Source organism: Pseudomonas azerbaijanoccidentalis, from assembly GCF_019145495.1.
Lineage (GTDB): Bacteria > Pseudomonadota > Gammaproteobacteria > Pseudomonadales > Pseudomonadaceae > Aquipseudomonas > Aquipseudomonas azerbaijanoccidentalis.
In genome coordinates, this window is sequence record NZ_JAHSTU010000010.1 from 201778 (window position 1) to 214313 (window position 12536).

Consider the following 12536-nt stretch of genomic DNA (forward strand, 5'->3'; position numbering starts at 1 on the left):
TCAGTGGACCGTGACCTGACCGAGTGCCGGTTTCTTTTCCTGGGCCTGATGCTGCGGGGCGTACACCTGAGTGAAGCGTGCCGCCGGCAGATTGAACTGGCCTTTCTGTGAGAAGCGCACCAAATGTCGCAAACGCAATTCGCCGCTCAGCGCATCGACGGGCACGGCATAGGCCAGTTGTCCCGGTTCGAAACGTGCTTTCTCGAGTGCCGTCGGTTCAGTGCCGGCTTTGCCTTGCAGCTTGATGCCCCAGGTAGTGCGCTCGACATCGGCACCCGGTGGCAGCGGCACTTCGAGCAGGCCGTAGCGCAGCGGCTTCGCGGCTTTGCTGGTGAGGATCACTTCGTCCAGATACAGGCTGTCGCTGGACAGAGATGCGTTGCCGACCGCTTCCAGTTTGAAGGTGAAGGCTTCTTCTCCCGGCACCAATCGCGACAGGCGACGGGTAATCGTCACCGCCATGGGGTCGACTGCCGCTTGCTGCGTCTGGAAGCTCAATGCCGCACGCATCGGCCGCTCCTGAACGCCGGACAGCGACAACACGCTCGGCACCGGCGTTGCGCCCTGCCACGTCCAATACATTTCCCCTGTGACACCGTATTGTTTCTTCCAGCCCTCTCCCGGCGCCAGCGCGATGGTCGGCGAAGCCTGTTCGATGCTGCGTTGCAGCCAGGTCAGCGCCAGTGCGCGTTCGAGGGTTGATTGCTGCGGCAACAGGCGTTGCAGCAACGCTTGCGCCCGAGCCTGATCGAACGGTTGCAACGACAAGTTCAACGCCTCGGCAAATGGCTGGGAACTCACCGCCACTCGCTGCTGCGCATCGGCCACTTGCCGGTTGAGCGCCTCCGGCAGAGCGACCTTCGATTGCTTGGCCAGCGAGGCAGTCAATACGCGCGCCGCCGCCAGGCCCAACGCCGAATCCGGGTCGCTCATGACGATGCTGTCTTCGCCGTCCTCCATCAGGTTAGCGGCATGGCCCTCGCCGGCTTGCGCCAGCTCATCCATCAAACCGCTGAGCAAGGTGTTGACCGGCAATTGCATCTGCTTGGCAAACGACAAAATCAGCGCCCGCTGCAACAGCGGCGTGTTGTTCGCCTGCTTGGCATAAACCTCCAGCACCCGCTGCCAATGCTCCGGTGGCAGGCTCAATTCCAGCACCTGGCTGGCGTGCCAATCGGCGAAGTAGGCGTAAGCCGTGAGGAACGCATCCGGCTCACCGTCCATGCCCCACCAGGTGAAACTCGCCGAGGGCCCGGCCATTTGTACCAGACGCAAACGGCTGTTCTGCATGATCAGGCGCAAGCGATCGCGGATTTGCGGATTCGACGACAGAACCGGGTAAGCGATGCTCAGTGGCAGCAAGCGACTGGCCGTTTGCTCGACGCCGCCGTACGGATAACTCAGCAAATCATCGAGCGCCGAGCGGAACAGCGCTTGCGGACTGTCATCCAGACTCAGGCGAATGTCGGTGGCGTCGGCCGGCAAAGCCAGCGGCGTATCACCGCTGGCAACATCCAGGCTTTGGCTTTGCGTGACCTGCCAACCTTCGCCGGTCGCGGTCAGGCGGACGGCCAAGGTATCCGCGGTTTTGCCGTCCTGCACCAGTTCGGCGGTCCACTCACCGTTGGTCAAGGCGAACGCCGGCAGCGGGATGTAATTGATGCCGCTATTAAGCGTGACGGGGATGCGCTGCTCGCTGCCTGAGTAATGCATCACCAGCTCAGCCTTGACCGGGTTTTGCGCCTGACTGAAGGCAAACACACCGAGATCCGGCTTGTCGCCCGTGCGGAATTTGCTGGGCCCGCTCCACTTCAGGTACAGCGGTTTTTCCGAGCGCACAAACTGCTTCTTCTGCCCGACCTGACCGTCATCGGCGATCGCCCGCGCGGTGATGCGCCAGCGTGTCAGCGAGTCGGGCATCTTGAAGGTGAAACGGATTTTGCCGTCGGCATCGGTGAGCAACTCCGGTTGCCAGGCTGCGGTGTCGACGTCTTCGCGACGCGGCCGCTCCAGCACTTTCACCCCGCGCTCGCTGCGGTTGGTTTTGCCCGGCGCACCGGGGCTGCCGGGCAGAGCGACGTCGTAGCTGATGAACGACAGGCTGGCGCTGGTGCGCACGTTGTTGCGACGGGGGTGATAAAAAAACTGGTCGATGGTGGGAGCCACTTCCGGTTGCAGGGCATAGACCATTTCGTCGACCACACTGACCGTCAGGTGCGCGGAAACTGGTTTGCCGGCGAACTGCGTGGTCAGGTCCACCGAGACCGTTTCGCCCGGCTGATAAGTTTCTTTATCCGTCGCGATGGCCACGTCGATTTGCGGCGTAATCACTTTGATGCCTGCGTTCTGGAAGCTGTACTGACCGCCCTTGGTGTAGAGCACCGAGAACGTCAGGTTTGGGGCAAAGCTGTCTTTCACCGGAATGCGTGCGCGGTACTGGGTGTCGCTGAGCTTTTCCATCTTCAACCACTCGCCGCCCTTCGAAAGCAGCGCGGTGGCTTCGACCTTGTCACGCTCCAGCGACAGCAGCGCATCGTTGATCGGCTCGGGGAACGTGATGAGCGCCAGCGCTTCATCACCGGCCTTGTACTCCGGTTTATCGAGGACAATTTCGACGGTGCCCGGTACGGCTTTGACGCCTTCGCCAGTGACTGAATGCCCCGTCGCGCCTAGGGTACGGCCATGGGCATCCCTGAGTGTCAGGTTGTAGGTGCCTGGGCGGTCGAAGGCCAGGGTGAAGCCTTTGTCGGCTGCCGCGAGTTTGCCTTCGCCGGCGCTCTGATCTTCCAGCCGTACCCAGCCGTAACTGCTTGGCGTGACGGCTGCACTTTGCTCGCTTTCGTTGACGTAGCTGAACGCAACCTTGTCGCCCACCGCGCTGAAACGCTGCGGCGCACCCAAGCGGAAATTCGCGGCGCCGCGATCGATGAGGATTTCCTTGGTGGTCTTGACCCGATACGCCGCGCCGTCGCTGGCGAACACGGTGAGCATGTAGCGGCTCGGTTTGTCGGCGGCCGGCAGATCGAGGGTGGCGTTGCCCTTGGCGTCGGTGGTCAGTTCGGTGCTGGTCAGCTCCACCGGAAATTGCCCGAGGTATTGCAGTTCGTTGTCGACCATCGACAGTTGCTGGGCACGCAGGCTCAGGCTCAATTTGGCGTTGGTCACCGGTTTACCATCCGGGTACAGCAGCACCAGACTGCCCTTGACCGGCTCTGCGGTGCGGTAATCCTGCTTGGCCAGGTTCAGGGAAATTTCAAAGTGTGGCTTGATGTATTCAGCCACGCGAAAGGCACTGCTATAGGCCTGATCCTTGTAGCTGAAACGCAACTCATAGCCACCGGCCACGGCGTTGTCCGGCAACTGGAAACGGCCTTGGGTGCCGGCCTTGGAATCGAGTTTCAAGTCCAGGTTTTGCAGCGCCGTGCCGGTTGCGTCCAGCACCGTCACGGTGACGTCGGCAGCGCTTGGCTGCACGGAATCCCGGGCATTCTTGAATTCGCGGCCGACGATTTTCAGCGACACCCAATCCCCCGGCCGATACAGCGGCCGGTCGGTGAACGCATAGAGTTTGGTGTCGTAGATTTCGCTGTCGTAGTAGAAGTTTTCCGAGACGAAAACTCCGCCCTCTTCGTCCTCGCCAATCACGAACGAACGCTCGGGACTGACGTGTTTCAGGCGCAGCAAACCATCGGCATCGGTGGCGCCGCTGCTCATCACACCGAGGCCGTCGGTCCACAGCACATTGACCTTTGGTACCGAACTGCCTTCGTGTTTGCGCGCGGCCCAGACCAGCAATTCATCACCGGCAATCTTGCTCACCGCCACGGTGTTGGAGACAAACACCATGGTCGTCGCGCGGTACTTGCCGATCAGCGCTTCCACCAGATACAGCCCCGGTTTCAAGTTGCCCAACGGGATGTACACGTTACCCGGCGCGACACTGACGAACTCGCTGGAAGAGCCCGCCAGGTTCACGCCTTCCGGCGGCTGAATCGGCTTGGCCTGCCACAGCGGATAGCGGAACTGGCTGACCACCGGCAGGCCCGGAATCAAGGCAAATTGCGGCTGCGCATCGTAGGGCGTGGGCGCGGCCATCGCGTTGCCCATTTTCAGTTCCGGCACCTCTTCGGTAACTTGTTTGCGCGACTCATAAGAGAACGCCCGCTGCATCACTCGACGGGATTTTCGATACCAGTTGTCCCACAGGTACGCGAGCGTGTTGGACAACCCTTCGCCCTTGAACTGGCCGTCGCTGACCACGCGGTGCAGGTTCTTCTGACGTTTGAGAAAGTCCAGCGGCTTGTCGATGCGATACACGCGAATGTCGGCACCGCCGTAAGGCTCCATGCGGAAGCGACGGTAGTCACGACCCGGCGCTTCGAGGCGTACCACCGCCGGTTCATCGCTGGCGAAACTGCTGTCGGCCAACAGGAAAAAACTTTCCCCCGAGACCGGCGTGTAGCCGCTGGGTTCGACGGTGTCTTCGGCGTTGACCACCGAGAATGGCAGCAGCAATAGCAACCACAGAGACAGAGATCGCAGCATGCGGGCACCGGTCATTGGGAGAGAAAATTCAGTCGATAGACGCCGATGAAGTTGGGGTTGGCTGCATCGGGTATCCATCGGGTGTCCTTCCATGTCATGAGTTGTTGCAGGCTTGCCGAACGCATGCCGTTATCGGTGGGGGTGGTGCTGCCGGTGTGATAGGCGATGTAGCGGCCCATCCAGATCATCAGGTGCTGGTCGTCGCCCTGATCGAAAAACATCAGGTCGCCGGGCCGGGCCTGTGAAACATCGCGGCCGACCAGATGACTGTTGAACTGGATCAACTTGATCGCGTTGACGTACGGCCCGACCTTGCCGCCACCCTGTTGCCATTGCTGGGCGAGACCGCGCTGGGCGTCGCTCAGTTGCGACTCCGGCGGCAGGTAACGATTGGACAGGCCATTGCTGCGCAGCCATTTTTCGTCGTGGACTTTCAGCGCTTCGTTGGCGGCAAAACGCACCAGCCCGGCGCAGTCCTGCTGATACCAACGCGGGCTCGGGCCTTGGCTCAATTGCTCCTGGGCGATGCGCACAAACCAGGCGCGGAACACCTGGGATTGCTGCACATCCAGCGCCGGCGCTTCGACGGCCTGGGCGCCTGCGCTCAACAGCAACGCGAGCAATCCCAAGCTGCGGATCAATCCGTTCACAGGGCTTTCCACTCCAGCGGCAGCCACTGCCAGTGGCCGTCGGGCTCGCTGCCTTCAGGCAAGGTCAGGGCGTACTTGCCGTAGCCGCCGAGCTTGCGCAGTTTCGGGATCAGGTAGGTTTGCGCGGCGTTGTAAAACACCGGTTCCATGTCTTGGGGCAGGCTGTCGAGGGTTTCCTGTTGCATCAGTTGCGCCATGGAATCCGGGCCGAAATACACCGGCATCAACAGATCTTTTGGCACCACATCGGCCATCGGCGGGAAGCGTTTATCAAGGGTGCCAAGGGCCTTGTCCACGAGTTTGTCGTCGAGGGAAAACACCAGCGTCGAACCATGCCGCGCGAGGCTGACGCGCATGAACGCCTTGCCGCTGATTGCATCCGGATTCTCGGCGTCCCTGGCTTTGTAGGGGCCAAAGTTGGAGCTGACCTGGCGTCGCCATTGATGGCTGTTGTCTTGCTGCTTCTCCACCACCGGAAATGCGTGCTCGTCGACATTGCCCTCGTAAGCACCGACCATCGAACCGAACAACTGGCCCAAATCACCATCGAGGCTGGCGCTGTCGTCGTCCTTGAGGCTGGCCACCAGCAGCGGCGTGTACAGCCGCGAATCGGCATACCAGCAAAGCCCCGCCGCACCGGCCATCCGCTCGGTCAATGCTTGAGCCGCGCGCTCTTCGGCACCGAGTTTTACCAGTAATGGTTTCTGCTGTTCGGCGGCCAGCGGCAGGGCTACGCAAGCGCTGGCACCCATCGGCATGGCTTGCCAGACCGGTTTGAAATCGAAGTCCGGCTGGTTCTCCAGTTCATCCATGGCGAGGAAGCTGTGCCAGCCTTTATCGTCCATGTCGAAACGCAGGCCGGCGAAGTTCGGAATGAAGCGCTGATACCCCATGGCCAGCACACTGGCGTTGACCGACAGGCGTTGCTTTACCTCGGGAGCACGGGGCTGCAGACCGAAGGCTTCAGGGAACAGTTTTTCGCCGTTGAGCAAGGCTGCGATGGACCGCGTTGAAACGCTGCCAGTTTCCTGTGCTACCCCACTTTCAGGGTCGTAAAGTTTGCTGGGGTTCGACAGCACCACCAGTTTGTCGCCGTGGGAGGCGAACACCAGCGCCTTGCTGGCGTTGTAGGTGAGCTGATAAAGCGCGACGTCATCGCCGCCGACTTTCACGTCCGCGATTTTACTCAACTGAGAATCGTCCAGTGCCACTTTCGCCAGTGGTTCCAGCACCTTGGCCAGGCCACCGCGATCCATCACCAGCAGGAAATCCTTGAGCCGCCCATCCGCTCCGCGCCACAGCGCGACATCCGCCGGTTGATCGAAGAGCTGCTCGATCAGCGTGTCCTGCAACTTCAGGTCATGCTCGTAAATGATCCGGCGCAAGCTGCCGATCAAACCGAGGCGATCGGCGTGGGTTTCGTAATAGAAGACGAAATCTTCGGTCAGGGTTTCCTTGAGGAACGGCACTGCCAACAAGTCCTTGGGCAATTGGCTCAAGGAGTGGGTTTCCAGCAAGCCATCGGGGCGGCTCATGCCGAGCTTTTCCGCCGCCAGTTGCGGTGCCGGCGCTGTGCTTTTTTTCATCAGCCAGCCCATGCCGGCGGCCACGCCCACGACCAGGCACAGCCCGCCCACGATGACCGGCCAACGCCGGGACGGCTTGACGCTCGGTGATTCGGCGGCCGCAGAAACAGTGTTATCGCTCATGTTCACAAAACCCGATGTCATCCGTGGTGCGGGATGCTTAATAGTTGAAAGTCTTGACCAGCAGCAGGTCACCGATGGCCCGCAGGGGCACGATGAAGGTCTCGCGTTTTTCGTCGACGGTGTTTTCGTTGAGCACCAGGTTGATCTGAGAAGTGATCACCTCGTTCTGGTTACCGGCCTCATCGAAGTTATAGCCGCCGCTGCCGAAGTTGCCCCAATAGTTGACGTAAACCAGATAGGTGCCATGCAGCGGCGCGGTCATGGTGAACATTTCCGGGCCGGGACCATCCACACCGTCCGGGTCCAGGCCGCCGCCATTGGTCAACGCCGAATGCGCCCAGAAGGCGTGCTGGCCGTCAGGCGTGATGATGTGCAGATCGAGTTCGGCCTTGGGATCATCCCAACCCAACACCACGCGAATCCGCGCGGGCGTGCGCAGGTTATTGGCTTCATAGAACTGAACGCGCTTGAGCGACTGGCCTTCGACGCTGCGCACTTCGACGCTGTTGGAACCAGCACCGAACGCGTATGGCCGGGCAAAACGCCCCTGGTCGTCGGTGTACAGATTCAAGGGATTGCCGTTGACCGCCAGCGTGTGAGGACCGCGCTGGGTGCCGATGGCCTTGAGTTGGCCTTCGATCATCGTGCGATTACGCTGCACGCCACGGTCGATGGGTGGCGTGGGATAGGCCACTTGCGGATTTTCGGTGCGGTCGAGCAAACCGTTAAAGCGCCAGCCACCCACCGGCTCCGAAAGCTCGGCACTCGGTGCAGCCAGAGCCGAGGCGCAGGCCAGCCCGATCAGCAGCAAAAGAATTGAGCGCATGTGACGCCTCCTGCCATGCATGACGAAACCTTGCGCCTGATCCTCGGCGCGTTACAGATGGGAATACTGCGTTTCGTCTGAAAGACCCGTGACGGTTGGGTCGTCGATGGCGCGAAGGTTAGCCAGTTGGGTGTTTTTTAACAATCGCGGGTGTCTCAAAGTGCGTAGAGTTTCGCGACGCGTGGTGGACGGTGAGCCGAATAAGCGTCATATTCGGCTCACTAAATGAGCCGAATAGCCTTTCCAATCGGCTCAACCCTTAAGAGCATTCCGTTCATGACACCTCAATGGATATGGCAGCAGCCTGACTGGCCGGACTTCACCTGGAATGCCGAGCACTTGGCACCCTTGCTGCGCGAGTGCATCCAAGCGCAAGGGCGATTAATGGGTATGGCCCGTTCCGTGGGCAGTTCGCTGAGCGCGCAAAGTGAACTGGATGCGTTATTGCAAAACATCGTCACTTCGTCCGCGATCGAAGGTGAACAGCTGAATGTCAGTTCGGTTCGCTCTTCATTGGCTCGGCGATTGGGGCTGGAACTCAACGAGGCAGACAACGTCAGCCAACGCAGCGAAGGCCTCGCGCAACTGATGCTCGATGCCACGCAGCATTTTGCCGCCCCGCTGACGCTTGACCGATTACTGGACTGGCATGAGTGGCTGTTCCCAGAACAAAATTCCGATCTCGCTGCGCGAAGCATCCGTGTTGGTGCTTTGCGTGGCGAAGAGCCGATGCAAGTGGTCTCCGGCCGTCTCGACAGGCCGACCGTGCACTTCGAAGCGCCGCCTCGTCAGGGCCTTGAGCGACAACTCGTTACCTTTCTCACCTGGTTCGAGAACAGTCGCAATGCGACAGGACTCGATCCCCTGCTACGCGCGGGTATCGCGCATTTCTGGTTCGTTACGCTGCACCCCTTCGATGATGGCAACGGACGCCTGACGCGCACCATCACCGATCTTGCGTTGGCTCAGGGAGAGGCCCAAGCGATTCGCTTCTACGCCATGTCCGCGAGCATCCTCGACGATCGGTTGGGCTATTACCGCGTACTCGAAAGCAGCCAGAAAGCCGCTCTGGACATCACGCAATGGCTGGATTGGTTTCTGCAAACCTTGCTGCGCAGCCTGCAGCAGGCAATGGCACGGATCGAGTTCGTACTAACCAAAGCGCGATTCTGGCAGGCGCACCGGGAAGCCGGACTATCGACCGAGCAGACCAAGGTACTGAATCGTTTACTTGATGGTGGGGAGCGTGGATTTGAGCACGGGGTCAGCGCGGCGCAGTATCAAGCTGTGGCGAAGGTGTCCAAAGCCACAGCGACTCGTCATCTCGCTGAATTGCTGGAAAAAGGCTGTGTGAAACGACTGCCAGGTGGTGGGCGCAGTACTCGATACCAGATCAATTATCCGAATGGCTCGCCACTGTAGGAGCTGCCGAAGGCTGCGATCCTTTGATCTGCTTCCTTGAAACAAAGATCAAGAGATCGCAGCCTTCGGCAGCTCCTACAGGAGTGTACGTCGCCGGTGAGTTTGCCCATAAACCCCCTATCTGCTAGTGTCGCGCCGGTTTAACGTCAACCGGAAATCGCCGCCATGGCCCGCAAAAAAGCTGCACTGGATTTCGAACAATCCCTCGCCGACCTGCAAACGCTGGTCGAGCGTCTGGAGAATGGCGAATTGTCGCTGGAAGATTCGCTGACCGCTTTCGAACAAGGCATCGGTCTGACCCGCGATTGCCAGGCAGCGCTGGCCCAAGCCGAGCAAAAGGTTCAGGTGCTGCTTGAGCGTGATGGCGAGTTGGCCGAGGAACCCTTCGACGCGGACCAGCCAGAATGATTGCAGCGTATTCGGCGACCAGCCAGGCCCGGGTCAATGCGGCGTTGGAAACTCTGTTCACTGCGCCGAGCCCTGAACTGGCGCGGTTGTATGAGGCCATGCGCTACAGCGTGATGAACGGCGGCAAGCGCGTGCGTCCATTGTTGGCCTACGCGGCCTGCGAAGCACTGGGTGGCAAGGCGGAGCAAGCCAACGGCGCGGCCTGCGCGGTGGAATTGATCCACGCTTACTCACTGGTCCATGACGATTTGCCGGCCATGGACGATGACGACCTGCGTCGCGGCCAGCCGACCACCCACAAGAAATTCGATGAAGCCTGCGCGATCCTCGCCGGCGACGGATTGCAGAGCCTGGCCTTCAGCGCCCTGCTCGACCCGCGCCTGAGCCATGTGGACGCGGAGATTCGCCTGCAAATGGTCAGCGCATTGGCGCAAGCCGCAGGCCCGGCGGGCATGGTCGGCGGTCAAGCCATAGACCTCGGCTCCGTCGGCCTGAAACTCGATCAGAAAGCGCTGGAGTACATGCATCGGCACAAGACCGGCGCGCTGATTGAAGCCAGCGTCAAGCTCGGCGCCCTGGCCAGCGGCCGTGCCGAGAGAGACGAACTGAAATCCTTGCAGACTTATGCACAGGCCATCGGCCTGGCGTTCCAGGTCCAGGACGACATTCTTGACGTCGAAAGCGATACCGAAACCCTCGGCAAACGCCAGGGCGCCGACATTGCTCGCGACAAGCCTACCTACCCGGCCCTGCTCGGCCTCGACGCGGCCAAGGCCTATGCGCTGGAACTGCGCGATCTGGCCTTGCACGCGCTGCGACCGTTTGACGCGGCGGCCGAGCCGTTGCGCGACCTGGCCCGGTATATCGTTGAGCGCCGCAACTGACGGCGTATCCGCCAAAAAAGCTCAACGCGTGGGCAGGGGGCGATGCATCAGGTAAACTGCCGCATCTTTTATACCTATAACGATTCGCCTGATGCCCACGACGTTTCATGAGATTCCCCGCAAGCGCCCGACCACGCCCCTGCTCGACCGCGCGAATACGCCGGACGGCCTGCGCCGGTTAGGCGAAGCCGAGCTGGAAACCCTGGCCGATGAGTTGCGCCTGGAATTGCTCTACACGGTCGGCCAGACCGGTGGGCATTTCGGTGCCGGCCTGGGCGTGATCGAGCTGACCATCGCGTTGCATTACGTTTTCGACACCCCGGACGACCGGCTGGTGTGGGACGTCGGTCATCAGGCTTATCCGCACAAGATCCTCACCGGTCGTCGTGAGCGCATGGGCACTTTGCGCCAGAAGGACGGCATTGCCGCCTTCCCGCGCCGCTCCGAGAGCGAGTACGACACCTTTGGCGTTGGTCACTCCAGCACCTCGATCAGTGCCGCGTTGGGCATGGCCATTGCCGCGCGTCTGCAAAACAGTGATCGCAAGGCCATCGCCGTGATCGGCGACGGTGCCCTGACGGCAGGTATGGCGTTCGAAGCGCTGAACCACGCGCCGGAAGTGGACGCCAACATGCTGGTGATCCTCAACGACAACGACATGTCGATCTCGCGCAACGTCGGCGGTTTGTCGAACTATCTGGCGAAGATTCTTTCCAGCCGCACCTACGCCAGCATGCGCGAAGGCAGCAAGAAAGTGCTGTCGCGCCTGCCCGGCGCCTGGGAAATTGCCCGTCGCACCGAAGAATATGCCAAAGGCATGCTGGTGCCCGGCACGCTGTTCGAAGAATTGGGCTGGAACTACATTGGCCCGATCGATGGCCACGACCTGCCGACCCTGATCGCCACCCTTCGCAACATGCGCGATCTGAAAGGCCCGCAGTTCCTGCACATCGTCACCAAGAAAGGCAAAGGCTTCGCCCCGGCGGAAGTCGACCCGATCGGTTACCACGCCATCACCAAACTCGAACCGCTGGACGCTCCGGCCGCTGCGCCGAAAAAGGCCAGCGGGCCGAAGTATTCCGGTGTGTTCGGCGAATGGCTGTGCGACATGGCGGCGGCTGACCCGCGCCTGGTCGGGATCACCCCGGCGATGAAAGAAGGCTCGGACCTCGTAGCCTTCAGCGAGCGTTTCCCGCTGCGCTATTTCGACGTGGCTATTGCCGAACAACACGCCGTGACCCTCGCTGCCGGTATGGCCTGCGAAGGCGCGAAACCGGTGGTGGCGATCTACTCGACGTTCCTGCAACGCGGCTACGACCAGTTGGTGCATGACGTCGCCGTGCAGAACCTCGACGTGCTGTTCGCCATCGACCGCGCAGGTCTTGTGGGCGAAGATGGCCCGACCCACGCCGGCAGCTTCGATCTGTCGTTCCTGCGCTGCATCCCCGGCATGCTGGTGATGACCCCGAGCGACGAAAACGAGCTGCGCAAAATGCTCACCACCGGTCACCTTTACGAAGGCCCGGCGGCCGTGCGTTACCCACGCGGCAATGGCCCGAACGCGACCATCGAGAAAGACCTCGAACCGATTGAAATCGGCAAGGGTGTGATTCGTCGTCAGGGCAGCAAAGTCGCCCTGCTGGTGTTCGGCGTGCAACTGGCCGAGGCGCTGAAAGTCGCCGAGAAACTCGATGCAACCGTGGTCGACATGCGCTTCGTCAAACCGCTGGATGAAGCACTCGTTCGTGAAATCGCCGCCAGCCATGAGCTGCTGGTGACCATCGAAGAGAACGCGATCATGGGCGGCGCCGGCGGCGCAGTCAGCGAGTTCCTCGCCCGCGAAAACATCCTCAAGTCGATGCTGCACCTGGGCTTGCCGGACGTCTATGTCGAACACGCCAAGCCTGCGCAGATGCTGGCTGAGTGTGGGCTGGACGAGGCAGGCATCGAAGCTTCGATTCGCGAGCGTCTGCAACTGCTCAATATCTGAACGCAACACCCTGTGTAGGAGCTGCCGAAGGCTGCGATCTGTTGATCTTGAACTTCGGCAGCTCCAAATCCGAAAAATCAAAATCAAAAGATCGCAGCCTTC

General features: G+C 60.9%; 8 protein-coding genes. 4 read left to right on the forward strand and 4 right to left on the reverse strand.

Going from position 1 to position 12536, the window contains the following annotated elements; all coding sequences use genetic code 11:
- From KVG88_RS26915 to KVG88_RS26930, 4 genes are read right to left on the reverse strand one after another with little or no spacing between them, the layout of a single operon-like run.
- A complete protein-coding gene (locus KVG88_RS26915; RefSeq protein ID WP_217873233.1) occupies nucleotides 1-4560 on the reverse strand; it encodes an alpha-2-macroglobulin family protein in 4560 nt (1519 codons plus the stop codon).
- Nucleotides 4557-5195: a DUF1175 domain-containing protein gene (locus tag KVG88_RS26920; RefSeq protein WP_191630455.1), complete on the reverse strand. Its 639-nt coding sequence runs from the start codon at nucleotides 5193-5195 to the stop codon at nucleotides 4557-4559. Before KVG88_RS26920 ends, KVG88_RS26915 begins: the two co-directional genes overlap by 4 nt.
- Nucleotides 5192-6904 carry a DUF2138 domain-containing protein gene (locus KVG88_RS26925; protein WP_217873234.1) on the reverse strand — a complete coding sequence of 571 codons (1713 nt, stop codon included), beginning with the start codon at nucleotides 6902-6904 and terminating at the stop codon, nucleotides 5192-5194. The genes KVG88_RS26920 and KVG88_RS26925 overlap by 4 nt, the downstream gene beginning before the upstream one ends.
- Before the next feature lie 37 nt (nucleotides 6905-6941).
- Complete coding sequence (locus KVG88_RS26930) at nucleotides 6942-7730, reverse strand: YfaP family protein (protein WP_150701636.1); 789 nt, start codon at nucleotides 7728-7730, stop codon at nucleotides 6942-6944.
- Between the two features lie 276 nt (nucleotides 7731-8006).
- Here KVG88_RS26930 and KVG88_RS26935 point away from each other — a divergent pair, with 276 nt between their 5' ends.
- The 4 genes from KVG88_RS26935 (at nucleotide 8007) to dxs (ending at nucleotide 12434) form a co-directional block, all read left to right on the forward strand.
- On the forward strand, nucleotides 8007-9152 hold the full coding sequence (locus KVG88_RS26935) for a Fic family protein (protein WP_217873235.1): 1146 nt from the start codon (nucleotides 8007-8009) through the stop codon (nucleotides 9150-9152).
- Between the two features lie 165 nt (nucleotides 9153-9317).
- A complete protein-coding gene (locus KVG88_RS26940) occupies nucleotides 9318-9560 on the forward strand; it encodes an exodeoxyribonuclease VII small subunit (protein WP_007894317.1) in 243 nt (80 codons plus the stop codon).
- The gene (gene ispA, locus KVG88_RS26945; protein WP_217873236.1) at nucleotides 9557-10444 is read left to right on the forward strand and encodes a (2E,6E)-farnesyl diphosphate synthase; all 888 of its coding nucleotides are present in this window, start codon (nucleotides 9557-9559) and stop codon (nucleotides 10442-10444) included. The genes KVG88_RS26940 and ispA overlap by 4 nt, the downstream gene beginning before the upstream one ends.
- 91 nt (nucleotides 10445-10535) lie before the next feature.
- Nucleotides 10536-12434, forward strand: coding sequence for a 1-deoxy-D-xylulose-5-phosphate synthase (gene dxs, locus KVG88_RS26950; protein ID WP_150701639.1), 1899 nt, complete (start codon nucleotides 10536-10538; stop codon nucleotides 12432-12434).
- The last annotated feature ends 102 nt before the right edge of the window (nucleotides 12435-12536 follow it).